Origin of the sequence: Micromonospora sp. NPDC005298, from assembly GCF_040607375.1 — a bacterium.
Lineage (GTDB): Bacteria > Actinomycetota > Actinomycetes > Mycobacteriales > Micromonosporaceae > Micromonospora.
Map to the genome: position 1 here is coordinate 12,718 of NZ_JBEXGP010000005.1, position 24,289 is coordinate 37,006.

Genomic DNA, 24,289 nt, shown 5'->3' on the forward strand with positions numbered 1-24,289 from the left:
CCACGCGTACCGGTGCGCCGGTCACCAACCCATGGTGGCCGGCGCACCCGCGCGGCCGGTCAGGAGACCGCCGCCTTGACCAGCTCGACAACCCGCTTCTCCACCTCGGGGCTCCACGCGCGCAGCGCGTACGCCACCGGCCACAGGTCACCGTCGTCGAGATTGGCCGAGTCCTGGAAACCCAGGGTCGAGTACCGGTAGTTGAACTTGGCCGAGTCCTGGAAGAAGACGACGATCTTGCCGTCCGCGTTCGCGTAGGCCGGCATCCCGTACCAGGTCTTCGGCGCCAGGTCCGGGGCGGTGGCGGTCACCGTCACGTGCACCCGCTCGGCGAGCGCACGGTCCTCCGGCTCCATCTGCGCGATCCGGTCGAGAACCGCCTGGAGACCGTCGGCCCGCTTCGCACCCTTGCGGCCCTCGGCGCGCAGCTCGGCTGCGCGCTCCTTCATCGCGGCACGTTCCTCAGCGGTGAAGCCGTCAGATCCGGTCGTGGACGTCTTCGCTGACATTCTCGGGCTCCCTCTCGTGTGCGGCTCGGCGTGATGCCGTCTACCTGGGGAAAGGCTAGGCCCGGCGACAATCGGACGCTTCTTGATTCCTGATCGGTCACCGACGTGCCGTGACCTCGCGCCCGAGCGGGCCGTCGGTACCCGACTGGCCGGCGCACCCGCGCTCCAGCGTCCGCCGGACACGCACAAGCCCTGGTCGGAACCCGTCCGACCAGGGCTTGCGCGGGTTGTCCTACCGGCGGCGTCGCCGGGTCAGGAGACGAAGTGGGTACGGCGGCGGCGGCCCATCAGGAACAGGACGGCACCCGCGGCCAGCAGGACGATCCCGCCGCTCAGCACCAGACCGGACGGGCCGGTGATCGGAAGGGACGTGCCGTCGCCGGCATCTCCGCCACCGACGCCGCCGCCAGCGGGGTTGACGACGAGTGCGGCGACGTCGTTGTCGGCCGTCACGTCAGGGGTCGAGGACTTCGCCGTGACGGTGCCGGTCAGCTCCCCGGCGGTGTCCACCCGCAGACCGAAGTCCCAGGTGACCGCCTCGCCCACGTCGAGCGGGTGCACGGCCGTCCGGCAGACGTAGCCGGCGGCGGCCTTCGCGCAGCCGTCCGGCACCGCCGTGACGGTGGTGCCCTTCGGCGGTACGACGGTCACGGTCGCGGCCGGCTCGCTGATCCCGGAGGCGTACGCGGGGCCGAGGTTCTTGACACCCAGCTTCGCGGTGACCGTGGCACCGACACTGGCGCGGACCTGCCCGCCGACGGCGCTCACGTCGGAACGGTTCGTGCCCTCGACGGTGAGGATCACGTGCTGCGAGTCCAGGAAGACCGAATCCTCGGTCTGGGCGCCCTGTGCGCGCAGACCGTCGGTCCTGCGGACCAGGCCGAGGGTGCCCTGCGTGCCACGGGTCGGCTTGGTGGCGCGGACCATGTCGAGGTTGTCCCGCCCGTCGACTGGAGTCGACCAGGTGAACCCGGCCCCGGCGACGCCCGGCGCCGGCACCTGCGGCCGGAGCTGCAACGGCAGATCCTCGGACAGCCGGTACTCCTGACCGGGGTCCAGAGTCGCGTCGAAGTGGCAGTACGCGGCGAAGCTGCCGTACTCGCAGTTGTCGTAGCGCTTCGGCACGGTGAACATGGCCTCGTAGTAGAAGAACAGGTCGACACCGGTGACCGCGTTGTCCCCGGCGTTGCGCACCGTGAGCGGGTTGGTGAAGACGTCGCCCGGCTTGGCCTTCTTGCTGATGATCGGCCCGACCTCCAGAGCGACCTTCTCGCTGACGGTCACCGTCGACGTCCGGGTGTACGTCTGGTCGCGGCTGGCCACCTTGACGCTCACCTCACCCTCGTCGCCGACCTTCGCCGCCGCCAGCGGCCGGAAGGTGAGCGTGGTGATGCCCGCGAACAGGTTCTCCGAGGCGAGCGTGTCGAACGTGCAGGTGATCGTGGTGCCCGACTGCTTGCACGGGTCGAGGCCCTCGAACGTGAGCGCGGCCGTGGCGACACCGGCGAGCTTCGCGGTGTCGATGGTGACGGTCACGTCGTTGAGTGCGAAGTCGGTGTCGTAGTTGTAGAGGTAGACGGACTGGGTCTTGCCGATCGAGCCTGGCACCAGAGCGGTGTGGTCGAGGCGGAGCTGCGTGCCCTTGGGCAACGCGACCGCGGACGACGGCGCGACGGCGTTGGCGCCGAGCACCCCGATGGCGCAGACGCCGAACCACGCGGCGGCCCGCCGTAGACGTGAACGATCCATTGATGTTCCTCCCCCCGTTGATGAACGGGAGAGAGCGTAGCCGTTGTGATCCGCGCGTGGGGGGCGTCGGGGCGACGGACCGTCCCTGCTGGACGTAGGCTTCGGCCTATGTCCAGCTGGCCATGGCGGGGCCGGGCGGCGAACGTGTCAGTGGTGTTCGTGGTCGGCCTGGTCGCGCTCGTCGGCCTGGTGGTGCAGTCCGAGGGTGTCGACACCACCGCCGACCGGGTGGCCCTGCTGGTGGTGCTGGTCTCCTCCGGTGCGCTGTACGTGCGTCGCCGTCATCCGGTGTGGGTGGGTGTGGTGGCGCTGGCGGCGGTCGGCGCGTACGGGGCGTTGCTGCACCGCCCGGGGCCGATCATGCTGGTCTTCGTCGTGGCGCTCTACACGGTCGTCGACGAGGGTCACCTCGCGGTGGCGATCGGGCTGGGGCTGGCCTCGGTGGTCGCCTTCGCCGTCGCGGACGGCGGCAACCGTGTCGGGCCCGACTCCAACGGTGCGACGCTGCTGCACGCCGGTTGGCTCGTCGCGGTCATCGTCGGCGTGACCCGCAACCGCCGGGCGTACGTCGCGGAGGCGCAGGCCCGGGTGCGCGAAGCGGAGCGGAACATGCGGGCGCAGACCCGTCGGCGGGCCACCGAGGAGCGTTTGCGCATCGCCCGTGACCTGCACGACGCCCTCGGACACCACCTGTCGTTGATCAATGTGCAGGCCAGCGCCGCACTGCACCGGCCGGATCCCACCCGTTCCCTCCAGGCCCTCGCCGCGATCAAGCAGGCGAGCGGGGAGACGCTGCGCGAGTTGCGCGCGACCCTGGACGTCCTGCGGCAGGAGAGCGATGCGCCGGGCGTCTCGGTGCCCGGCCTGGGCCTTCTCGACGAGCTGGTAGCGGTGGCCGGGCGGTCCGGGTTGGCGATCCGTGTCGAGGTGACCGAGACCCGGCCGTTGCCGCCGGAGGTCGACCTGGCGGCGTACCGGATCGTTCAGGAGGCGTTGACGAACGTGGCCCGGCACGCGGGCGCGACGGCCGCCGTGGTGCGGGTCCGACCCGAGGGGGACGCCGTGCTGGTCGAGGTCGACGACGACGGCACCGGGTCGCCCGGGCCGCCCGGCAACGGGATCCTCGGCATGGGTGAGCGTGCGCGGTCGTTGGGCGGTTCGCTGACCGCGTGCCCCGGGCCGAACGGCGGCTTTTGCGTGCGAGCCCGGCTTCCGCTGCGGCCCGGCGGCGTGCCGGCGGGGGTGTCGGCGTGATCCGGGTGCTGCTCGCCGACGACCAGACCCTGGTCCGGGCCGGCTTCCGGTCCATCCTGGAGGGCGAGGACGGGCTCGAGGTGGTCGGTGCGGCCGCCGACGGCGCCGAGGCGGTGCGCCTGGCCCGCTGGTCGCGGCCGGACGTCGTTTTGATGGACATCCGGATGCCCGGCCTGGACGGCCTGGCGGCTACCCGCGAGATCACCGCGCACTCCGACATCCGGGTGATCATCTTGACCACGTTCGACCTGGACGACTACGTGTACGGCGCGCTGCGGGCCGGCGCGAGCGGCTTCCTGGTCAAGGACACCGAGCCGGCGGAGCTGATCCACGCGGTGCGGGTGGTGGCCCGTGGCGACGCGCTGATCGCGCCGTCGATCACTCGCCGGCTGATCTCCGAGTTCGCCGCCCGGGCCCGGCACCCGGACCCGGGCCCACGGCTGAACGCGCTCACCGACCGGGAACGCGAGGTCATGGCGCTGGTCGCGGCCGGCCTGTCGAACGACGAGATCGCGGCGCGGCTGGTGTTGAGCCCGGCCACCGCGAAGACGCACGTCAGCCGGATCATGACCAAGGCGGGGGTCCGGGACCGGGCCCAGCTGGTGATCCTCGCCTACGAGTCCGGTCTGGCAGTTCCGGGTTGGCTCGCCCGCGACCGCCCGTGACCGGGCCGCCGGTCGGGATCAGCCGGCACGCCGGGAACGGGCCAGCGCCAACCCGCCGAGAACGATGCTGACCAGGCCGACCACCAGAGCCACGTAGGCGCCGCCCCGTCCGTTGCCGGTGCCGATGCCGCTGTCCGAGGTGGCCACGACGACGCCGCCGAGGGCGAGGCCGACCAGCCCGGCCGCCACGGCCGCGACGGGCCGCAGCCGCGCGGTACCGGCGCCCGTGGCGGGGCGGGCCAACGCGAGGCCACCGATGACCACGCCGATCAGCCCCAGCACGGCGGCCACGGAGGCGCCGAGCCTCCCGGCGCTCATCGTGGTGACGCTGGCGGCGAGCAGGTGAGTGTCGTACATGGGCGGTTCCCTTCGCTCACGGGCGGATGCCGTTGCAGCGTATGGAGCCGCGGGGTCACCGGTCGTCATGCCGGAGTTGCCGATGGCCGTACCACCGGGGTTGTACGCGTCCGGTGCGAGGCACCACCCCGGTGGTGTCCGTGGCCTCGCGAACGGGCGCCGCCGCCGGCCGTGGCACGGTCGGCGGCGGCGCGGACGGACCGATCAGGAGTACGGAAGCTTCAGCACCGACTGGTTGCCGATGCCCACGGTGCTGGGGTTGTTGCCGATCGCCGACCAGACCTCCACCCGGACCGTGCCGTTGCTCAGCGCGCCCAACGACCCGGTGGCCGAGGCGAGGCCGGCGGCCTGGGTGTAGTGCTCGTAGCCGGACACCGGGTCGGTGGCGAAGTACCGCCACGTCTCGGTCCGGTCCCAACTGCCGTTGCCGGTCAGGTCGTAGGAGACCCGCACCTGCACACCGTTGCCGACCGCCGTGCCCGCGTCGACGAACAGGTCGAACGCGGTCTGCGCGCCGGAGTAGGCGAGGTTGAGCCCGGTCGCCGTGAACACCTGCGCGTTCGTCGGCGTACCGTCGTGGTTTCCGTTGGCGGCCGCGACCGTGGTCGTGGCCGCGCCACCGGCGGCGCCCAGGCCGCCACCGTGCAGCAGGTACCGCGTCGGGCTGCCCGTCGGCGGCGGCGTGGTCGGCGGCGGCGTCGTCGGCGGCGGCGTGGTTGGCGGCGGCGTCGTCGGCGGGGGATCGGTGGGCGTCGGGGACACGCCGCCGGCCGCGTTGCCGCCACTCCACGTGTACGCCCCGGTGGTGGCCGTCCGGCCGGCGCCCACGGTGAGCGTGGTGCCGTTGGAGAACGTCACGGTGACCGGTGACGCGGTCGGGTTCGACGCCACGTAGGTACGCGCTCCGTTGCGCGAGAAGACCGCCGACAGGGGGTGGTTGCCGGTGACCGTGGTGTCGACGGTGCCCAACGCCGCGAGGTTGCGGATCCAGTGGAAGGTGTGCGCCCTGCTCTCGCCCTCCTCGGGTGTGTAGCCGGGGTTGGCCCGCAGGTTCGCAAGCGCCGCGTCCGGGTCGCCGAGCGCCTGGAACTGCCAGAGGATGTCCTGCCACACCGTGGGTTGTCCGCCGTTGTTGCGGACCAGTTCGGCGTAGTTGGTGCGGACGTACGCGGGGTTGTTGCCGAGGTAGAGGTGTCCGCCGGTGACGGGCAGCAGGTTGATGCCCTGGATCATCTCCGGGTCGGCGCTGAACCAGGTGGCGTACGCGCCGCCGTCGCCCCAGACCATGCCGACCGTGGAGTGCCCGAAGGCGGCGGGGAAGTTCTGGTCGCTGACGTCGAACCAGTACTCCTGGATGGCGGCTGCCTGGGTGGTGTAGAGGAAGACGCCGGCGTCACGGACGGCGGTGTTGCCGGTGACCTGCCCCCACTGGATCAGGGCGTTCGCGAAGTTCATCCCCTCCGACGAGGACTCCTGGTTGTTGCCCGAGCCGAACGAGCCGTGCCCGGACGCCCAGTCGTGCCCGGCGTAGATGTCGAAGTCCCGCAGGTAGGGGAAGCGGGTGTCGTCGCGCCGGTAGTTGTTGGCGTCGCGGATCAGCAGGTCCACCATGCCGCCGTAGCGGCTGCTGGTGGCCCAGGACGGGTCGAACTTGGCGAGCGTCGCGGCGGCGGCGATGTAGTAGCCGTAGTGGAAGTGGTGGTCGTTGAGTTCCTGGTCGGAGCCGTACGACGCCGGGTAGCCGATCAGGGTGCCCCAGTTGTTGTCGTAGTAGAAGACCCGGCTGCTCTTGCCGCTGGAGGCGGTGAACCAGTCGGTGAGCGTGCCGCGGATGGCGTTCAGCGCGCTGTCGCGGGTCGTGGTGTCGTTGACCAGGTCGGCGATCTCGGCGATCCGCGCGGCCCGGCCGAGTCCCTTGCCGGTCCAGTACGTGTCGCCACCGCGCTGGTCCATCGGGTTCGCGCGCACGGCGGCGAGTTGGCCGGTGAGGGTCGCCAGGTCGCTTCCGCTGCCGTCGCCGACGGCGGGCAGCTCCGGCAGGACACCCTGGTACTTCATCGCGGTACGGAACTGGTTGACGCCGGTGAGCACCTTCATCCGGCCGCGCGCCGACGGGTAGGTCGGTGTGATCGCGGTGGATCCGCTCAGCGACTTCCACTGGTGCGGGTAGAGGCTGACCACCGTCTGCGTGGCGGTGCCCTCCCGGGCGGTCGTGGTGAACGCGTACGTGGTGGTCAGCCCGCTGGTCGCCGGGTTGTAGGCGTAGGAGACCTGGGTGCCGGTGACGTGGGCGTGCGCGTACCGGCCGTAGGTGGCGGCCAGGTCGGCGCGCTCCGTCGCGCTCGACGTGGGCGGCAGCAGGGCGACCGAGAAGTAGCCGCGTCCGGCCAGGGTGGACGTGATCCGGCCGGACGCCACGGTCCAGCTGGCGCCACTCGGGGCGTACCCGACGTAGTCGTGGCCGTTGACCCGGAAGCCGATGCTCGCGCCGTTGTTGGACCAGACCTCGGGGGTGCCGGCGGTGCTGATCTGCGCGTTCCCGCCGGTGGTCTGGAAGTACGCGAAGGGCAGCCCGTGGCCGATGGTGGCGCGCATGGTGCGCGTGCCGTCACTCCAATAGGGACTCACCGTCCAGTCGGTCCAGCCGTCGACCTTGACCAGGGGCGCGCCGAGTCCGGCGACCCCGACCCGGATGTCCTGGACGTAGGGGTAGTGGAATTCGCCGACGCCGGTGGCGGTGCCGCTGATGGCGGGCGTGGAGTTGGCGGAGAAGCCGAGGCCGTCGGTGTAGGTGTCGTACGAGACCGGGTGGGCGTGCAGCGGCTCGCTGAAGGAGCAGTCGGTGCGCTTGAACAGCAGCGACGACCACCAGTCGTTGGTGGGTACCGCCCCGGCGGGGGCGTTCGCGGTGACGAACTGTCGGGGGTTCGTGGACATCGACCCGCAGCCGGTGGGGAGCGGACCGACGGGCGTGGTGGTGTAGCTGCCGGCGCCGACGGGGGCCGCCGATGCGGGGCCGGTGACGGGGATGGCCAGGCCGCCGACGACGAGCGCCAGGGCGGTCGTGACGGCCAGGGCCCATCGGCGGTGGGGGACGGGAGGTTTCATGGTGCCTCCATCGCGCGCCGGTGCCGGCGGGGGCCGGCTCGACGCCTTCGTCTTAATTGAGGAGAAGGTCTGCTGAGAGAGCGCTCTCTCACCGGGCACGGTAATCGAACGCCGAGATTCTCGTCAATGTGTCCGGCAGGTTGCGTGCTCATGTCGCGATTTGCCGCCAGCCGGGCCGACCCGACCGGCGCCCGCGTGCCGGGTCAGGTCAGGTCGTACCAGCGCGCCCACTCGTTCGCCACGGCGACCCGGACCGGATCCGGGTCCGCCCAGCTCCAGTTGGGGTGGGCACGGTTGGTGAGCAGAACGAGCACGAGCCTGCGGTCGGGGTCGACAAGCAGCGCGGTACCGGTGAAACCGGTGTGCCCGAAGGTGGTCGGACGACTGATCCGGCCCATGAACCAGGGCTGGTCGAGCACCACGCCGAGGCCGTGGTCACTGGTGCGACCCGGACGCTCGGCGTCGACCGCGGGCAGACCGGCGTTGGCGTTGGTCAGCATCAGCCGTACGGTGCTCTCGGCCAGGATCCGCTGCCCGCCGTGCACACCGCCGTCGAGCAGGAGCTGACCGATGACGGCGACCTCCTGCGCGGTGCCGAAGACGCCAGCGTGCCCGGCGACGCCGCCGAGGTGGTTGGCGACATCGTCGTGGACGACCCCGCGCAGCAGCCCCCGGGAGGAACGGGCGTCGGTGGCGACCATCCGGACCGCCCGTTCGGCACCGCTGATCCAGGTGTTCGGGGTGAAGCCGGTCCACCGCAGACCGAGCGGGTCCGTCACGTTGGTCCTCAGTGCCTGGTCGAGGCTCTGGCATGTGACCTTCTCCACGAGCTTGCCGGCGACCATCAGACCGACACTGGAGTAGCGGAACACCCGCCCCGGCACGGCACCCGAGACCAGCGGAGTGGCGAGCACCGCCCTCCACCTCGCGTCCAGGGTGCCCGAACCGGTGCCGCTGGCGCCCACCGGCAGACCGCTCGTGTGCGCCAGCAGCATCGCCACGGTCACGGCCGACTTGCCGGCGCCGGTGAAGTCCGGCAGATAGCGCACCACCGGCGCGTCCAGGTCGAGGCGACCCCTCTCCACCTGCTGCAACACGAGGATCGCGGTGTAGACCTTCGTGATCGACGCCAGGTCGAAGATGGAGTCGGGGCGCATCCGGACACGCTGCGCCTCCGGCAGGAGCACCGGTCCCGCGTCGAAACGCAGGGCCTCACCCACCGTGACCCGCGCGCTCGTCTGCCCGTCGGTGCTGATCAACGCCACCGCGCCCGCGTACGACGGGTGCGCGGGATTCGCGGCCGTGGGTTCCAGGTGGGCGGTGAGCAGTCGGGTCAGCCGTTTGGTGAGCGTCGTCGTCGTGGGGCCAGAGGGGACGGCGGCGCCCCGCCCGACCCCGTCCACGGACGCGGGCTGCCCCGAACCCGTCTGTAGCCCCGGGGACGTCGTCGGGCGGCTGGTGAGTGTCGCGGCGGCGGCGGACAGGCCGAGACCGAGAATCGAACGGCGGTTGAAGCGCACGGGTGGATCCTGCCAGCCGGCCGGGCGCTTCGACAGGGTCGCCCGGACGAGGTCAGCGGAGACCGGCGAACAGGTCGTCCTCGGGCAGCGGCGCGTCGGTGGTGTCCCGGACCCGGACGAACGTCTCCATGCCCATCAGCTCGGTGAACCGGTCACGGCCGAGCTGGAGGAAGAAGATGTTCTCGGTCTGGCTGGCGTGCGTGGCCAGGGCGTCGAACTTCTGCCCGCCGTACGCCCGGGTGTCCACCCAGGTGGAGATCTCCTCGTCGGGCAGGCCCAGCTGTGGCTCGTCCGGCTCGGCCCACTCGACGCCCATCTCCTGCATGATCTTGCCGAACTCCGCGAACGCCGTAAGCGGCACGGTGGTCCAGTACACCTTCGCGGGGATGTCCGTCTTCGCCACGGCCGCCATCGTGATCCGGTGGGCCTGGATGTGGTCCGGGTGGCCGTAGAAGCCGTTCTCGTCGTAGGTGACCACGACGTCCGGACGGTACCGCTGGATCAGCTCCGCCAACCGGTCCGCCGCCTCGTCCACCGGAGTGGTCCAGAACGCGCCGGGGAGGTCGTTCGTCGGCCACCCCATCATCCCGGAGTCGGCGTACCCGAGGGTCTCCAGGTGGGTGACCTTCAGCGCCGCGCAGCTCGCCTCCAGCTCGGCCTGGCGCATCGCCACGACGGCCGCCGGGTCGTGCCCCGGGTCGCCGGGCTTGACCCCACCCGGACCATCGCCGCACCGCCCGTCGGTGCAGGTCACGAGCACGGTCGTGACGCCCTCGGCCGCGTACCGGGCCAGGACGCCACCGGTGCTGGTCGCCTCGTCGTCGGGGTGGGCGTGCACCGCCATCAGGGTCAGGGATCTTTCAGCCATGCCGTCAGCCTACGAGGACCGGCGGGGATCGGTGGGTGACGCGGACCACCGCGCGGCGTGAGGAGGACCGGTGCCCGTCGCCGACCGCCCGATCCTGGTCGGAAAACGCCGAAACGGTCGTCCGGACGTCCTACGATCTGACCTGTCGGAGGCCGCGACAGCGCAGGCGGGCACCGGGACGAGTCGCTGAAGGGGCCACGCTGATGACACCGTTCGACGACGTGCGGCAGGTCGACGCCGGGGTCCTGAACGTCGGGTACGTGCAGGCCGGGCCGGCCGACGGCGACACCGTGATCCTCCTGCACGGCTGGCCGTACGACATCCACAGTTTCGTCGACGTCGTGCCGCTGCTCGTCGACGCCGGCCAGCGGGTCGTGGTGCCGTACCTGCGCGGCTACGGCACCACCCAATTCCGCTCCGACGACACCGTGCGCAACGGCGAACCGGCGGCCATGGGGCTCGACCTCATCGCCCTCATGGACGCCCTCGACATCGACACGGCGACACTCGCCGGCTTCGACTGGGGTGCGCGCACGGCCGACGTGGTGGCCGCGCTGTGGCCCGAGCGCTGCCGGGGCCTGGTCTCGGTCAGCGGCTACCTGATCGACGGCCAGGCGTCCGGCGCGGTGCCGCTGCCGCCGAAGGCCGAACTCTCCTGGTGGTACCAGTACTACTTCGCCACCGAACGCGGCCGCACGGGCTACGACCGGAACCGGCGCGAGTTCGCCCGGCTGATCTGGCACACCGCGTCACCGAAGTGGACGTTCGACGACGCGACGTTCGCGCGCAGCGCGGCGGCCCTGGACAACCCCGACCACGTCGACATCGTGATCCACAACTACCGGTGGCGGCTGGCCCTCGCCGACGGCGAGCCGCGGTACGCCGAGTGGGAGAAGCGCCTGGCGGCGAAACCGGCGATCACCGTGCCCAGCATCTCGCTGGAGGGCGACGCCAACGGGGCGCCCCACCTGGACCCCGGCGTGTACGCCAAGCAGTTCACCGGGCGGTACGAGCACCGGACCGTCGGTGGTGGCGTCGGGCACAACCTGCCCCAGGAGGCGCCCCGGGCGTTCGCCGAGGCCGTGCTCGACGTGTGCGCTCAACGCTGAGCCCCCGGGCGTTCCACGCGGATCGGGTCGCCGCGGACCAGCTCGTCGTGGACGCGCCAGCGGGCGGTGCGTACCGCGCGTCGGGCCGCGTCGTCACCCTCCTCGACGCGCTGACGCAGCAGACGCAGCGCGATGCGACGGTTGAGGCTGAACTGTCGCTCCGCGTCCACCACCACGACGAGCCCCGACGGCCGGTGGGTCGCCCGCACCGCGGTGCTGGCCTTGTTCCGGTGCTGACCGCCCGGCCCACCGGTACGGCAGCCGACGACGTCGACGTCCGACTCCACGAACGGCGTCGGCGGGGCGTCGTCGTGGGGAGGTCGCGCGGTGACGTACCAGTTCTTCCGGCCGGCGCCCGACCGGTACGGGCTGGGCGCCTGCCAGCACAGGGTGCCCGTCCACGAGGCGGCGAACGTCTCCGCCTCCGGGCCGGCGATCCGGATCAGCACCGATCGGTAGGTGCCGGGCCGCTCACCCGGCACGGCCCCGACCCGCTGGACCGTCAACCCCTGACGGTCGGCGTCGCCGATGAGGCGGTGCAGCAGCCGGCCCACCGCCCAGGCGCACTCCTGCGGGCCGCGACCGGCGGACAGCAGCAGGTGCGTGCTCACGACCGGCCCCGCCCGTGCCGCCGGTCCCGCCGCCCGGTGCGGGACACGGAACCGAGGTCCGGCGTCTTGTACGTCACCAGGGGCGTCGTGTCGACCACAGGCGTGGCCAGATCGTGCGCGACGAGGTCCGCGATCACCTGCTCGATGCGCTTGTACGCGGTCGGCGCCTCCTCGAACAGCAGTTGCCGGTCGCCGCAGACCACCACCGAGCCCACCGGCGTTCGACGCAGCTCCTCGACCGTGTGCTTGGCCCGGCCCCGGCGCAGGGCGTCGGCGCGTGACATCTTGCGACCCGCGCCGTGCGCCACCGAGTGGTTGGCGTCCGCCCCGGCGTGGGCGGCCACGAGACAGGAGGCGGTGCCCCGCGTACCGGCGACGAGCACGTCCCGCCCGTCGCCCGGCGCCGCGCCCTTGCGGTGCAGGTAGACCCCGTCGCGGACCTCGACCAGGTTGTGGCACTGGTCGACGATCGGCTCGGTCGGCTCGGCGCCCAACGCGTACGCGACCCGCGCCGCGAGCACCCGGCGGTTGAGCGAGCCCCACCGTACGGCCGCGTCGTGCAGCGCCAGGTAGGCCTCGGGGTCGACGGCCCGGCCGGCGCCGTGGACCTCGGTGTGCGCCCGCAGGATCCGCTCGCCCAGCCCTCGCGAGCCGCTGTGGACGATCAGTACGAGCGCGCCGGTGTCGAGCCCGAGACGGCTCGCGTGCCCGGCGTCGAGGACGGTGTCGACGCGCGCCAGTTCGACGAAGTGGTTTCCCCGCCCGACCGTACCCAGCCCGTCGAGGTGGCCGGCGGGGATCGCCGCCGGTACGACGGCCCAGGCCGGGTCGTCGGCGTCCCGCTGCGGGTCCAGAGCGCGGTCGAGGTCGGGGAAGCGGGTGGCGAGGCGTTCGGGTACGGCACGCCTGAGCCGGATGGGGAACACGGCGATGCCGCATCCGATGTCGGAGCCCACCAGGTGGGGGTAAAGCACGGTCGACGCCATGGCCGCGCCGATCGGGGCACCCTTTCCGGGGTGCAGGTCGGGCATCGCGGCGACGTGGAGCATGCCGTCGAGGGCGGCGACCTGTTGACACTGCGCGAGCGCGTCGGACTCGATCCAGCTGTTGGGCGAGGCGAACACGGTGACGGTGGCGGGCGTGCGGGAGTACACCTGGGACAAGGGGTGCTCACTGTTCTGAAGAAGCGGACGGACGGCGGCGCGGCCCGGGGGTCGTCACCGGGGGCGCGGGCGGGGTGTGTCCGTCAGTACGTCATGGCTGTCACTCTCGCGGAGTCCGCCCACGCACGGCAAGCGAGTTTTCCTCGCGGCTTACGCTGCCGCGATGAGCACACCGCGACGCATCCTGGTCTACGGGGTGTACGGCGCCGGCAAGTCCACCCTCGCCGCGCGCCTGGCCGACCACCTCGGCGTGCCCTGGTACCCAGTGGACGACCTGGTGTGGCAGCCGGGCTGGGTCGAGGTGCCGGTGGCGCAGCAGCGCGTCCGGATCGAGGAGGTCTGCCGACGGGACCGGTGGATTCTCGACGGGGCGTACCACGGCTGGCGGGACGTGCCGTTGGGCCGCGCCGACCTGGTGGTCGGGCTGGACTACCCGCGGTGGCGCTCGTTCTGGCGGTTGCTGCGCCGTACCGCGCGACGTCTGCTGACCCGCGAGGAGATCTGCAACGGCAACCGTGAGTCGTTGGGCAGCGTGCTGTCGCACGACTCGATCCTCGTCTGGCACCTCGCCGCGTTCGGCGGGGTGAGGCGACGGATGCGCGCCTGGCGGGCCGACCCGTCGATGCCCCCGGTGCTGCTGTTCGACTCGCCGGCGGCCCTCGACGACTGGCTGGCCGGCCTGCCCCGCGGGTGAGCGTACGGGCGGGTCCTCAGCCGGGGTCGGCCGTCGCCGGTCGAACCGCGCGTCCCCGCACGCAGGGCGAGGACGGGCCGTTGCTGGTCGCCGGGAAACGGAACCGCAGCAGATCGTCGATGACGAAGCCCTGTGCCCCGATGGCGGCGACGGTGTCGCGGCCGGTGTGGCAGCCGGCGAACAACGTCGGCCACAGTGTCGCGTCGACCAGCCGCTGCACCCGCCGCAGGCGACCCGGCTCCTCGGCGGCGACGTGCTCGAGGAACCGCAGCTGACCGCCGGGGCGCAGCACCCGGGCGACCTCGGCGAGCGCGACCGCCTGGTCGGGCACCGTGCACAGCACCAACGCGACGACGGCGGCGTCGAACTCGCCGTCCCCGGCGGGCAGCGCCTCGGCCAGACCGTCGACGACCCTCACCGGTACGGGCGCCGCCGACGCCGCGCGCAGGGCGGCGGCGCGCAGGCGTGGCTCCGGTTCGACCGCGAGGACCCCGGTCACCGTGGCCGGGTAGTGGGGGAACATCCGGCCGTTGCCCGCGCCGACCTCGATCACCCTTCCGGACAGGCCGGCCACCAACGCCCGCCGGTGCTCGGCCGTTCCGGCGCGGTCCATGGCGACGCTGAGCCGCTCGTAGACCCGGGCGAACACGGGGTGGGAAACCGTGGCCATGCCGACCTCCAGTGGTGGTGAAACTCCGCGCACGTTCTCCGGCGATTGTCACGCACGGGCGCACGGACTCCGTGCTTACCGGTCAGGGGGGAGGCCCGTCTGGACGACTGGCGGGCCCGCGCGTCCGGCGGGAGGTGACCCGGCCCGCTACGTCGAACCGGTGGGCGGCGGGTCGGGCCGTTCGCGCAGGCGTCGCACCAGTTCCCGTACCGTCTCGGTGAACGGCTCGTCGGACTCGCCCGTCCAGTGCCCCTCGATCGGTGGTGGCACGCTGTCGCTCGGCGGTGTCACCACGCCGCTGGGGTCGCGTTGGCGGCGGTCCACCGCGTCCGCCGGGTCGGCGGTGGCGGACGGTGCGGGCGACCGCTGGCCGGAGAAGACCCAGCCGCCGATGGGGTCGGTGTCGCGCCACAGGTTCACCCAGCGCCAGCCGACCCGCCGACCGATCTCGCGCAGCGCGGCGTCGTTGACGTAGGCGGGGAAGAGCCGCGCGTACAGCCGCCGCAGCGGCGACCCGTGGGTGAGCAGGGCGACCCGGTTGCCGACGTGCGGTGGCAACTGGAGCACCGTCGCGGCGAGCAGGACCGAACCGTGGCTGTGCCCGGTGAGCAGCACCGCGTCCCCGCGTCCGACGAGGTACGTGATGCGCCGGGTCAGCTCCGGCACGGCCCGTTCGGAGTAGCAGGGCGGCGCGAACGGGTGGGCGGCCCGGGGCCAGAAGGTGCCGAGGTCCCACAGGACGCCCACGTGGCGCCGGAACGGGACCGTCCGGTACGCGAAGACGCCGCCCACGATCAGTCCGAGGATGATCGCCGCGATCACCCAGCTGCCGAACGCGATGCCGAAGGTGACCGCGTCGGCCGGCAGCCCGGCGAACCGCTCGACGATCTCACTCGGGAAGTACCCGAGCAGGCCGACTGTGGTGGTGGCCGTGCCCAGCCCGGCGAAGCAACCGTAGGCGACCGCCAGTGGCACCAGCCTCTCGGTGAACCGGGCACGGGCGATCGCTGCCCGGACCTGCCGGAGTCGGGGCTCCGCCCCGGCCGGCGCGTCGGGGTAGTCGTGCGCGACGATCGCCGCCGCGGCGCGACGTCGACGCCGTCGGGACACCACGACGAACAGGCCGGCGACGATCAGCGTGAGCAGCACCGCGCGCAGGAAACCGAAGATCGCCCAGGTGTACGCGCGGGGTGGACCGGCCACGATCCCCTCCCCGGTCGACACGTGGCGGTCGAGGAAGTCAGCCGCCCGGTAGACGAGTTCGGCGGCGTACGCCGCCGCCAGACTGACCCCCGCGGCCGCGATCACGAGCGCTCCCAGCCCGAACAGCGGTGGGACGCCCCGCCGTGGGTCGCGGCGCCACAGCAGCACCACGCCGAGCGCGGCCAGCAGCGCCGTCTGGGCCACGAACACGCCGGTCAGCATGGTGCCGTAGCCGGGCAGCCCGTGCCCCGCGCTCCAGGCTCCCTTGCTGGTCAGCACGTGGGCCACGACGACGAGGGTCAGGACGACCGCGACGGTCCGCAGCGTGGAGGTGACCCGGTCGAGCCGGCGGTCGGTGGCGCCCCGGTCGACGAGCGGGGGCGTGCAGAGCAGGCCCACACAGCTGGCCAGCAGCACGGCGGTCACCACGGTCAGCGCGACCGTGGCGACCGTGGCGCCGGTCTCGGCCCGGGCGAGCAGCAGCGTGAGGTCGAGCGTCGCGAACGCGCCGGCGACGTGGACGGAGCGCAGCCGCCCGACCAGCGGTTCGGTGTCCCACTGACCGACCCCGCCGAGGGGGAGTTCCGAGACGTCCTGGTCGGGTGCCCGGAACGCGTCGAACGCTCGCCCCGGCCGGTTGCTGAACCGCCAGATCAGGCCGATGGCGGTGGCCGGGACCAGCGCGAGCACCGCCAGCCGCAGTCCGGGCGGGTGCCCGCCCAGCCAGGACAACCAGCTGCGGCCGGCCAGGCAACGCGGCGAGGCGGTGCACTTCCAGCCGATCAGGTCCAGGGCGACGCCGGCGATGGCGAGCACGTACAGCGCGGTGAGGGTGAGTGCCAGCACCCGGCACAGGGACTTGACCACGGCCTCCGAGCCGTGGTGCGCCGGCCGCATCCAGATCGCCACGTTGACCAGCATGAACGGCAGCAGCAGGACCAGCGCCAGGGTGCGTGCCACCGTTCCGGAGGGCAGGTCACCCCAGCGGTACGCCTCGAGCGTCACGCCCCGCACGGTGCCGGTGTCGGCACGCCGGGGTCGTCGCCGGTAGAAGCCTCCGCTGCGGTCGCCCGCGACCTGCGTCGTCTGCCGCAGGTCCAGTACCTGGTCGGGGCTCGCGCCGGAGACACCGTGCACCCGCAACTCCACGACGTCGCCGGGGACGTCGGGCCCGCTCAACCGCGCTGATCCATCCGCCATCGCCCCCCGACGCGTCTCGGCCAGTCCCGGGCGTCTGGCCAGCCAGGGCCGGTGCCGCCACCCCGCGTTCTACCCGGCCCGGACGGCCCCAACCGCCCCCTCGGTCGGGTCGACCACCGGCGGCCGGACCGTGGGCGCGGCGGGACGGGATTGATCCGCGCGCGGCCGGGTAGGTGCCGCCATGGTCGCTGCCGGTCGGCACGGAGCGGGTGGGGGGACGCCGACCCGGGACGACACCGGCGCGCGTGGGGGAGTGCCGGCGACCCTCGTCCGGTTGCGGGACCGTGCGGTGGCGGCGCTGCGCGACCGGGGCCGTCGGGTACGCGCCATCGGCGGGCTCGCCGTGCAGGCCGGACTGGCGGCGGCGCTGTCCTGGCTGGTGGCGCACGAGCTGCTGGCCATCTCGCAGCCGGTGTTCGCGCCGATCTCGGCGGTGTCGACGCTGGCCGCGTCCGTCGGTCAACGGTTGCGTCGCACCATCGAGCTGATCATCGGTGTCACCGTCGGGGTGCTGATCGGCGATCTGCTGCTCCTGGTGATCGGCACCGGCTGGTGGCAACTCGCCCTGATCGTCGTGCTGGCCATCCTGGTGGCGCTGTTCCTGGTCGGCAGCGCGGCGGTGGTGCTCCAGGCCGGCGCCACCGCGGTGCTCATCGCCACGCTCAGTCCGTCGGTACGCGACCTGGAGATCCCCCGGTTCGTGGACGCCCTCATCGGGGGAGCGGTGGCGCTGCTGGTGACGGCCGTACTGCTGCCGCTGAACCCGTTGCGGGTGCTCAACCGGGCGGCGCGGCCGGCGATGGACCTGCTCGCCGCTCAGCTCGACGAGACCGCCTCGGCCCTGCGCGAGGGCGACGTCGACCGTGCGCGTGCCGCGTTGACCGCGCTGCGCAGGAACACCAAGGAGGTGAACGCCCTGATCGAGGCGACCAAGGGCGCGCGGGAGGCCAGCACGTTGTCGCCGGTGCACTGGCATCACCGGCACGGGCCGGTGGGCCGGTACGCGCAGGTCGCGGAGCCCATCGACCGGGCGATGCGCAACAGCGGGACGTTGATCCGCCGGGCGGTGACGCTGATCGAGGACGGCGAGCCGGTCCCGGAGCCGATGCCACGGGCGGTCGCCGACCTGGCCGAGACGGTCCGGGTGCTCAAGCGGCAGTTCGCCGCCGGCAAGGAGCCGACCCGGGCGCGGGAGCAGGCGGTGCGGGCTGTCGGTGCGGCGGGTGAGGCGTACCGCACGGGTGTCGGTTTCTCCGGTGCCGTCGTGGTTGCCCAGGTCCGGACGACCGTCAGCGATCTCCTGGTCGGCACCGGGCTGACCCAGGAGGCCGCGAACTCCCTGGTCCGGCGCGCCTTCGGTGATCTCCGGCCACCCGCCCCCACCCGGGGCCGTTGACGTGTGGCGTCACCGATGGCGGCAGACTGCGCCATATGTGTTGCACTCTGAGCCAAAGTGGTGCCATGATGGTGCCATGGAGCTGAGGTCGTACGTCGAGAACCTGCGAAGCGAATTCGCCGTTGCGGCGGAGGGTGTCGATCCGGAGGCGCGGGTGTTGGCCGAGAGGCTCTTCACCCAGTTGGAGGCGGCGACCCGTCTCACGCTGCTCGAGGCGCTGTCCGACGCCGCCGACGAGATCACCCGGGAGCTCGCCCCGGGGTCGGTGCACGTCCGACTGCGCGGACGCGAACCCGACTTCGTGGTGACACCCGCCAACCCGCCGGCCGACCCGGCGGGCGAGGTGAGCCAACCACCCCCGATGCCGACGCCGCTGCTCCCGCCCGAGGGCGACGACGGCGGTACGTCACGGATCAACCTCCGCCTCCCCGACCATCTGAAGGCCAGCGTCGACGAGGCGGCCAGCCGGGCCGGACTGTCGGTGAACGCCTGGTTGGTGCGAGCGGTCGCCGGCGCGATCGGGGCCGGCGGCACGGATCGGCAGCCACCCCGCCGAATGGAGCCGCCCCGCTCCGGCCAGCACTTCACCGGTTGGGCGCGCTGACCCCGTACCCCCTTCATCCTCATCGCCGCCCACGGGCGGTGACCTCCACCGACCACCGTCCGGGAGACGACCATGCCTGTTTTCGAGACGCCAGAGCCCATTTCCGTCCAGATCGAGATGCCGGTCGGGGACGCCTGGATCGCCGCCACCGACCGCACCGACACGGTGGTCCAGGTGCGACCCCGGGACCCGTCGAGCAAGGCCGACGTGAGCGCGGCCGAGCAGACAACCGTCGAGTTCGCCGCCGGGAAACTGCTGATCAGGGTGCCCAAGAGTTGGCGCCGCTACGGCTTCGGCGCCGGCCCGTCGGTCGACGTCCTGATCGAGGTGCCCAGCGGGTCCCGGCTGCACGCCGAGGCGTCCTGGGCGGCGTTCCGCTGCGAGGGTCGGCTCGGCGACTGCCGCATCAAGACCAGCAGCGGCATCCGGCTCGACGAGACCGGGCCGCTCGACATCGACAGCAGCCACGGCGAGATCGTCGTCGAACGCGTCGCCGGCTCCGCCCGGGTGAAGGCGTCCTCCGGAAAGGTCCGCATCGGTGCGGTCGACGGCACCGCCGAGATCAAGAACTCCTCGGGCGACTGCTGGATCGGCCAGAGCGGCGGTGACACGCGGATCAACACCGCCTACGGCGACATCACCGTCGACGCGTCGATGGCCTCGGTGAACGCCCGTACCGCCTACGGCAACGTGCGGCTGGGCCGGGTCGTACGCGGATCGATCGAGTTGCAGACCTCCTACGGCGCGATCGAGGTCGGCGTCCGGCGCGGCACCGCGGCCTGGCTCGACGTCAGCTCCCGACACGGCCGCGTGCACAACGCGCTCGAGACGACCGACAGCCCGGCGCAGACCGACGAGACGGTCGAGGTCCGGGCGAACACTCCCTACGGCGACATCACGATCCGCCGCGCCTGATCCACCTCCACGAATCGAGGCAACCCATGACCAGCTCCCAACCATCCGCGATCAGCGCGACCGGTCTACGAAAGTCCTACGGGGACAAGGTGGTGCTCGACGGCATCGACCTGGAGATCGCGGCGGGGACGATCTTCGCGCTGCTCGGCCCCAACGGCGCCGGCAAGACCACCACCGTGCGGATCCTGTCCACCCTGATCGACGCCGACGGTGGCGAGGCCCGCATCGCCGGTCACGACCTGGGCCGGCAGGCCGACGCCGTACGCGCCGTGATCGGCGTGACCGGCCAGTTCTCGGCCGTGGACAACCTGCTCACCGGGCGGGAGAACCTGCGCCTCATGGCCGACCTGTGCCACCTGGACCGGTCGGCCGGCCACCGACGCGTCGACGACCTGCTCGTCCGGTTCGACCTCGTCGACGTGGCGGGCAAGCCGGCGTCGACGTACTCCGGGGGTCTGCGCCGGCGGCTCGACCTGGCGATGACGCTGGTCGGCCAGCCCCGCGTCATCTTCCTCGACGAGCCGACGACAGGCCTCGACCCGCGCAGCCGCCGCGCCATGTGGCAGATCATCCGCGATCTCGTCGCCGGCGGCGTCACCATCCTGCTCACCACGCAGTACCTGGAGGAGGCCGACCAGCTCGCCGACCGGGTCGCCTTCCTCGACCACGGCCGGCTGATCGCCGAGGGCACGCCACGCGAGCTCAAGCGGCTCATCCCCGGCGGCCACGTCGTGCTCCAGTTCGCCGACCAGGCGGGGCTCGACGCGGCGGCGCGCACCCTCGCCGCGTCCACCCGTGACGAGGCGGCGCTCACCCTCCAGGTGCCCAGCGACGGCGGGGTCGGGTCGCTGCGCTCCCTGCTCGACCAGCTCGACCGTGCCTCGATCAGCGTGGCCGGTCTCGCGGTGCACACCCCCGACCTCGACGACGTCTTCCTCACCCTGACCGGCCAACCCGACCACGAAAGGGCCATGGCGCGATGAGCACCCTCACCCTCGCTGTCCGCGACTCGGGCACGATGCTGCGACGCAACCTCCTGCACATGCGGCGCTACCCCTCGTTGACACTCCTGCTCATCGGCGTACCGGTGATCATCCTGCTGCTCTTCGTCTACGTCTTCGGCGGCACGCTCGGCGCCGGCCTCGGACCCGCCGGTGACCGCGGTGACTACGCCAACTACGTCACGCCCGGCATCCTGCTCATCACCGTGGCCAGCGCGGCGCAGGGCACCGCGATCTCGGTGGCCATGGACATGACCGAGGGGATCATCGCCCGCTTCCGTACGATGGCGATCTTCCGGCCGTCGGTCCTCACCGGTCACGTGCTGGGCAGCGTGATCCAGACGATGCTCAGCATCGCGGCCGTCACCGCCGTGGCGCTGCTCGTCGGGTTCCGACCCACCGCCACCGCGCTCGAGTGGCTCGCCGTGTTCGGCGTCCTCACCATGATCACCGTGGCGGTCACCTGGCTGTCGGTCGCCCTCGGCCTGGTGAGCGAGAGCGTCGAGACGGCGAGCAACCTGCCGATGCCGCTGGTGCTCCTGCCGTTCCTCGGCAGCGGGTTCGTACCCACCGACTCGATGCCGACGGCGGTGCGGTGGTTCGCCGACTACCAGCCGTTCACGCCCGTCATGGAGACCCTCCGGGGCCTGCTCTTCGGCACCGGGATCGGCGCCGACGCGATCCTGGCGGTCGCCTGGTGCGCCGTCATCACCGTGCTCTGCTTCCTCTGGGCCAAGGCCCTGTACAACCGCAGTCGGGCCGCCTGATCCGACAGGCGACCGACGCGCGGCGACCGCGAACCGTCGACGGCCCGGCCGGGGAGGCCGGGCCGTCGCTTGTCAGTGTCCCTGTCGCGCGGGGTCCCCGGCGTGGCGTCGCGCGAAACGTCGAATGTTATCGATAACACCACTCGAGCATCCGACGGTGCCGCGCGGATCCGGCGGTCTGCGGCGCTCGCTCCCGAGCCCGGTGGCCGCCGGGCGATGTTCCGTCGATCCGGCCCGGCGAGCGGAGTGGTCCGATGATGTTATCGCTGACATGACGATCGAGGGTCGGCGGTCGCGGCGGGACGGTCGTCGCGTGGCCCCCGGGCCGGTCGACCGGCACGTCGACGGGGCCGGGGCCGTCGCCGATCGTCCGTCACCCGCCGCCGTCACGGCGTGCCACGCCCGGAGGCCGGATAGCGCGGTTTGCGCCGTTCGATATCGACCCGCCCGAGTCGGACCGGCGTCGGCGTTCCGTTACGTAGCTGTTGCGGTCAGATGTCTTGACGAGTCTGGATGTGAGCGTTAACACTATCCCCGTTAACGGTGGAGGTGAACATGATCCGTGTGGACGGAGCTGACGACCGCTACGTCGTCGGTGTCGACTTCGGCACCCTGTCCGGACGAGCTCTGGTGGTTCGCGTCGGTGATGGTGCCGAACTGGGGACCGCGGTGCACGAGTACGGCGACGGAGTCATCAGCGCGGCGCTTCCGGGAGGTCGGCAACTCCCCCCGGACTGGGCCCTGCAGAACCCCGAGGACTACCGCGACGTGCTGCGGTACGCCGTTCCGGCGGCGGTGTCCGCGGCGGGGGTGGACCCCGCGGCCGTGGTCGGCATCGGCATCGACTTCACCGCCTGCACGGTGCTGCCGACCCTCGCGGACGGCACTCCACTGTGCGAGACCGCCGAGCTGCGCGACCGGCCACACGCCTGGGTGAAGCTGTGGAAGCACCACGCCGCACAGCCGCACGCCGACCGCATCAACGCGCTCGCCCACGAGCGGGCGGAGCCGTGGATCGGCCGGTACGGCGGCAAGATCTCCGCCGAGTGGCAGTTCGCCAAGGGTCTCCAGATGCTGGAGGAGGACCCGGAGGTCTACCGCCGCGCCGAGCGCTTCGTCGAGGCGGCCGACTGGATCGTCTGGCAGCTCTGCGGCGTCGAGACCCGCAACGTCTGCACGGCCGGTTACAAGGGCATCCGCCAGGACGGAAGCTACCCCTCCGAGGCTTTCCTGACCGCGCTCAACCCGGACTTCGGCGACTTCGTGACCAAGTTGGACGGTCCGCTGCTGCCCCTCGGTGAGCGCGCCGGCGCGCTCACCGACGAGGCCGCCGCGTGGACCGGCCTGCCGCAGGGGATCGCGGTGGCCGTCGGCAACGTCGACGCGCACGTCACGGCGGCCTCCGCGCAGGCAGTGGAGCCCGGCCGGCTCGTCGCCATCATGGGTACGTCCACCTGTCACGTGGTCAATGGCGCCCAGGTCGCGGAGGTGGCTGGGATGTGCGGCGTCGTCGACGGCGGCATCAGCCCCGGCGCCTGGGGTTACGAGGCCGGCCAGAGCGGCGTCGGTGACATCTTCGGCTGGTTCGTCGAGCACGCGGCCCCGGCCGGCGTCGACTCGCACGAACGCCTCACCGAGCTGGCCGCGAGTCAGCAGGTCGGCGCGCACGGTCTGATCGCACTGGACTGGTGGAACGGGAACCGGTCCCTCCTGGTCAACCACGACCTCAGCGGGATGATCGTCGGCATGACCCTGGCCACCAGGCCGCAGGACGTCTACCGGGCACTGCTGGAGTCCACCGCCTTCGGCACCCGGATGATCATCGAGGCGTTCGTCGAGGCCGGGGTCGCCGTGAACGACCTGGTGATCGCCGGAGGTCTGACCAACAACGCGCTGCTGATGCAGATCTACGCCGACGTGACCAGGCGGCCGCTGAACATCATCGCCTCCGCGCAGGGGCCGGCTCTCGGGTCGGCGATCCACGCCGCCGTCGCCGCCGGCGAGTACCCCTCGATCCACGAGGCCTCGCAGGCGATGGGCCGGGTGCACGAGGCCGTCTACCGGCCGGACCCGGACCGGGCCCGCGCCTACGACGCCCTCTACGCCGAGTACCGGGCGCTGCACGACCACTTTGGACGCGGTGGCGACGACGTTATGCTCCGCCTGCGGGCGATCCGGAACGCGGCGGTCGAGACCGCCGCCGCGCACGAGACCACGCTGGAGGTGGTCGCATGAACGCCGAGGCGAACCGACAGATCGTCGCGCTGCGCGAGACCGTCGCCCGCCTGCACGCCGAGTTGACCCGGTACGACCTGGTCGCCTGGACGTCCGGGAACGTGTCCGCGCGGGTCCCCGGCCACGACCTCATGGTGATCAAGCCGAGCGGGGTGAGCTACGACGACCTCACCGCGGACACGATGGTGGTGTGCGACCTCGACGGTGTCCTCGTCGAGGGGGACTTCGCCCCGTCCAGCGACACCGCCGCACACGCCTACGTCTACCGCGCCATGCCGGAGGTCGGCGGGGTCGTGCACACGCACAGCTCGTACGCCACCGCCTGGGCGGCGTGCGGCGAGTCGATCCCGTGCCACCTCACCGCGCAGGCCGACGAGTTCGGCGGGGAGATCCCGATCGGCCCGTTCGCGTTGATCGGCGGCGACGACATCGGCAAGGGCATCGTCGCCACGCTCGCCGGGCACCGCTCACCCGCGGTGCTGATGCGCAACCACGGTGTCTTCACCATCGGCCGGGACGCCCGCGCGGCGGTCAAGGCGGCGGTCATGTGCGAGGACGTGGCCCGTACCGCGCACCTCGCCCGCACGCTCGGTCGACCGGTGCCGATGGCGCAGGCCGACATCGACGCCCTCTACGACCGCTACCAGAACGTCTACGGCCAACAACCAGTCGCACCGGCGGGTTCCTGACC

At 72.2% G+C, this 24,289-nt stretch carries 21 protein-coding genes; 11 read left to right on the forward strand and 10 right to left on the reverse strand.

The genetic code is table 11. The annotated features are described in order from the left end of the window. Window positions 1-59: 59 nt before the first annotated feature. Together ABZS77_RS12205 and ABZS77_RS12210 are read right to left on the reverse strand one after the other, a co-directional pair. Entirely contained in the window at window positions 60-509 is a 450-nt protein-coding gene (locus ABZS77_RS12205; protein ID WP_354821370.1) for a hypothetical protein, read from the reverse strand. 252 nt (window positions 510-761) lie between these two features. Further along, complete coding sequence (locus tag ABZS77_RS12210; protein ID WP_354821372.1) at window positions 762-2,258, reverse strand: hypothetical protein; 1,497 nt, start codon at window positions 2,256-2,258, stop codon at window positions 762-764. 108 nt (window positions 2,259-2,366) lie between these two features. On the opposite strand from ABZS77_RS12210, the gene ABZS77_RS12215 reads away from it, so the two are divergent. Together ABZS77_RS12215 and ABZS77_RS12220 are read left to right on the forward strand one after the other, a co-directional pair. Further along, the gene (locus ABZS77_RS12215) at window positions 2,367-3,512 is read left to right on the forward strand and encodes a sensor histidine kinase (protein WP_354821375.1); all 1,146 of its coding nucleotides are present in this window, start codon (window positions 2,367-2,369) and stop codon (window positions 3,510-3,512) included. Further along, entirely contained in the window at window positions 3,509-4,177 is a 669-nt protein-coding gene (locus ABZS77_RS12220) for a response regulator transcription factor (protein ID WP_354821378.1), read from the forward strand. Before ABZS77_RS12215 ends, ABZS77_RS12220 begins: the two co-directional genes overlap by 4 nt. Before the next feature lie 18 nt (window positions 4,178-4,195). On the opposite strand, the gene ABZS77_RS12225 is transcribed toward ABZS77_RS12220, so the two are convergent. The 4 genes from ABZS77_RS12225 to ABZS77_RS12240 form a co-directional block, all read right to left on the reverse strand. Then, complete coding sequence (locus ABZS77_RS12225; protein ID WP_354821381.1) at window positions 4,196-4,534, reverse strand: DUF6223 family protein; 339 nt, start codon at window positions 4,532-4,534, stop codon at window positions 4,196-4,198. Between the two features lie 204 nt (window positions 4,535-4,738). Then, on the reverse strand, window positions 4,739-7,642 hold the full coding sequence (locus tag ABZS77_RS12230) for a glycosyl hydrolase (protein WP_354821384.1): 2,904 nt from the start codon (window positions 7,640-7,642) through the stop codon (window positions 4,739-4,741). Between the two features lie 203 nt (window positions 7,643-7,845). Beyond that, window positions 7,846-9,162 carry a serine hydrolase domain-containing protein gene (locus ABZS77_RS12235; protein ID WP_354821387.1) on the reverse strand — a complete coding sequence of 439 codons (1,317 nt, stop codon included), beginning with the start codon at window positions 9,160-9,162 and terminating at the stop codon, window positions 7,846-7,848. Between the two features lie 52 nt (window positions 9,163-9,214). After that, entirely contained in the window at window positions 9,215-10,030 is an 816-nt protein-coding gene (locus tag ABZS77_RS12240) for a PIG-L family deacetylase (RefSeq protein ID WP_354821390.1), read from the reverse strand. 203 nt (window positions 10,031-10,233) lie between these two features. Between ABZS77_RS12240 and ABZS77_RS12245 the strand changes: the two genes are divergently transcribed. Further along, window positions 10,234-11,139 (forward strand): alpha/beta hydrolase, encoded by a 906-nt coding sequence (locus ABZS77_RS12245; protein ID WP_354821393.1) that lies wholly within the window; start codon window positions 10,234-10,236, stop codon window positions 11,137-11,139. On the opposite strand, the gene prfH is transcribed toward ABZS77_RS12245, so the two are convergent. Beyond that, window positions 11,130-11,750, reverse strand: coding sequence for a peptide chain release factor H (prfH, locus tag ABZS77_RS12250; protein ID WP_354821396.1), 621 nt, complete (start codon window positions 11,748-11,750; stop codon window positions 11,130-11,132). The genes ABZS77_RS12245 and prfH overlap by 10 nt on opposite strands. Further along, entirely contained in the window at window positions 11,747-12,913 is a 1,167-nt protein-coding gene (locus ABZS77_RS12255; protein ID WP_354821399.1) for an RNA ligase RtcB family protein, read from the reverse strand. Before ABZS77_RS12255 ends, prfH begins: the two co-directional genes overlap by 4 nt. Window positions 12,914-13,076: 163 nt before the next feature. On the opposite strand from ABZS77_RS12255, the gene ABZS77_RS12260 reads away from it, so the two are divergent. Continuing rightward, window positions 13,077-13,607, forward strand: a complete 531-nt coding sequence (locus ABZS77_RS12260) for an adenylate kinase (RefSeq protein WP_354821402.1) — start codon at window positions 13,077-13,079, stop codon at window positions 13,605-13,607. A gap of 16 nt (window positions 13,608-13,623) precedes the next feature. On the opposite strand, the gene ABZS77_RS12265 is transcribed toward ABZS77_RS12260, so the two are convergent. Both ABZS77_RS12265 and ABZS77_RS12270 read right to left on the reverse strand, forming a co-directional pair. Beyond that, the gene (locus ABZS77_RS12265; RefSeq protein ID WP_354821405.1) at window positions 13,624-14,277 is read right to left on the reverse strand and encodes a methyltransferase domain-containing protein; all 654 of its coding nucleotides are present in this window, start codon (window positions 14,275-14,277) and stop codon (window positions 13,624-13,626) included. A 147-nt stretch (window positions 14,278-14,424) separates the two neighbouring features. Continuing rightward, the gene (locus ABZS77_RS12270) at window positions 14,425-16,659 is read right to left on the reverse strand and encodes a hypothetical protein (protein WP_354821408.1); all 2,235 of its coding nucleotides are present in this window, start codon (window positions 16,657-16,659) and stop codon (window positions 14,425-14,427) included. Window positions 16,660-16,861: 202 nt separating this feature from the next. On the opposite strand from ABZS77_RS12270, the gene ABZS77_RS12275 reads away from it, so the two are divergent. The 7 genes from ABZS77_RS12275 to ABZS77_RS12305 all read left to right on the forward strand — a co-directional run bounded on the left by ABZS77_RS12275 (window position 16,862) and on the right by ABZS77_RS12305 (window position 24,287). After that, window positions 16,862-18,076, forward strand: a complete 1,215-nt coding sequence (locus tag ABZS77_RS12275) for an FUSC family protein (protein WP_354821411.1) — start codon at window positions 16,862-16,864, stop codon at window positions 18,074-18,076. A gap of 76 nt (window positions 18,077-18,152) precedes the next feature. Next, on the forward strand, window positions 18,153-18,680 hold the full coding sequence (locus ABZS77_RS12280; protein WP_354821414.1) for a hypothetical protein: 528 nt from the start codon (window positions 18,153-18,155) through the stop codon (window positions 18,678-18,680). A gap of 72 nt (window positions 18,681-18,752) precedes the next feature. Beyond that, entirely contained in the window at window positions 18,753-19,595 is an 843-nt protein-coding gene (locus ABZS77_RS12285) for a DUF4097 family beta strand repeat-containing protein (RefSeq protein WP_354821417.1), read from the forward strand. 26 nt (window positions 19,596-19,621) lie between these two features. Beyond that, a complete protein-coding gene (locus ABZS77_RS12290; protein WP_354821420.1) occupies window positions 19,622-20,578 on the forward strand; it encodes an ATP-binding cassette domain-containing protein in 957 nt (318 codons plus the stop codon). Further along, window positions 20,575-21,363, forward strand: a complete 789-nt coding sequence (locus tag ABZS77_RS12295; protein WP_354821423.1) for an ABC transporter permease — start codon at window positions 20,575-20,577, stop codon at window positions 21,361-21,363. The genes ABZS77_RS12290 and ABZS77_RS12295 overlap by 4 nt, the downstream gene beginning before the upstream one ends. A gap of 555 nt (window positions 21,364-21,918) precedes the next feature. Then, window positions 21,919-23,598 carry a ribulokinase gene (gene araB, locus ABZS77_RS12300; protein ID WP_354821426.1) on the forward strand — a complete coding sequence of 560 codons (1,680 nt, stop codon included), beginning with the start codon at window positions 21,919-21,921 and terminating at the stop codon, window positions 23,596-23,598. After that, window positions 23,595-24,287 (forward strand): L-ribulose-5-phosphate 4-epimerase, encoded by a 693-nt coding sequence (locus ABZS77_RS12305; protein WP_354821429.1) that lies wholly within the window; start codon window positions 23,595-23,597, stop codon window positions 24,285-24,287. The genes araB and ABZS77_RS12305 overlap by 4 nt, the downstream gene beginning before the upstream one ends. The last annotated feature ends 2 nt before the right edge of the window (window positions 24,288-24,289 follow it).

Coding starts and splice junctions, on each gene's coding strand:
- ABZS77_RS12215 (WP_354821375.1), top strand. CDS start 2,367: ATGTCCAGCTGGCCATGGCGGGGCCGGGCGGCGAACGTGTCAGTGGTG.
- ABZS77_RS12210 (WP_354821372.1), bottom strand. CDS start 2,258: ATGGATCGTTCACGTCTACGGCGGGCCGCCGCGTGGTTCGGCGTCTGC.
- ABZS77_RS12240 (WP_354821390.1), bottom strand. CDS start 10,030: ATGGCTGAAAGATCCCTGACCCTGATGGCGGTGCACGCCCACCCCGAC.
- ABZS77_RS12230 (WP_354821384.1), bottom strand. CDS start 7,642: ATGAAACCTCCCGTCCCCCACCGCCGATGGGCCCTGGCCGTCACGACC.
- ABZS77_RS12225 (WP_354821381.1), bottom strand. CDS start 4,534: ATGTACGACACTCACCTGCTCGCCGCCAGCGTCACCACGATGAGCGCC.
- ABZS77_RS12305 (WP_354821429.1), top strand. CDS start 23,595: ATGAACGCCGAGGCGAACCGACAGATCGTCGCGCTGCGCGAGACCGTC.
- ABZS77_RS12285 (WP_354821417.1), top strand. CDS start 18,753: ATGCCTGTTTTCGAGACGCCAGAGCCCATTTCCGTCCAGATCGAGATG.
- ABZS77_RS12265 (WP_354821405.1), bottom strand. CDS start 14,277: ATGGCCACGGTTTCCCACCCCGTGTTCGCCCGGGTCTACGAGCGGCTC.
- ABZS77_RS12260 (WP_354821402.1), top strand. CDS start 13,077: ATGAGCACACCGCGACGCATCCTGGTCTACGGGGTGTACGGCGCCGGC.
- ABZS77_RS12205 (WP_354821370.1), bottom strand. CDS start 509: ATGTCAGCGAAGACGTCCACGACCGGATCTGACGGCTTCACCGCTGAG.
- ABZS77_RS12280 (WP_354821414.1), top strand. CDS start 18,153: ATGGAGCTGAGGTCGTACGTCGAGAACCTGCGAAGCGAATTCGCCGTT.
- araB (WP_354821426.1), top strand. CDS start 21,919: ATGATCCGTGTGGACGGAGCTGACGACCGCTACGTCGTCGGTGTCGAC.
- ABZS77_RS12290 (WP_354821420.1), top strand. CDS start 19,622: ATGACCAGCTCCCAACCATCCGCGATCAGCGCGACCGGTCTACGAAAG.
- ABZS77_RS12275 (WP_354821411.1), top strand. CDS start 16,862: ATGGTCGCTGCCGGTCGGCACGGAGCGGGTGGGGGGACGCCGACCCGG.
- ABZS77_RS12295 (WP_354821423.1), top strand. CDS start 20,575: ATGAGCACCCTCACCCTCGCTGTCCGCGACTCGGGCACGATGCTGCGA.
- ABZS77_RS12245 (WP_354821393.1), top strand. CDS start 10,234: ATGACACCGTTCGACGACGTGCGGCAGGTCGACGCCGGGGTCCTGAAC.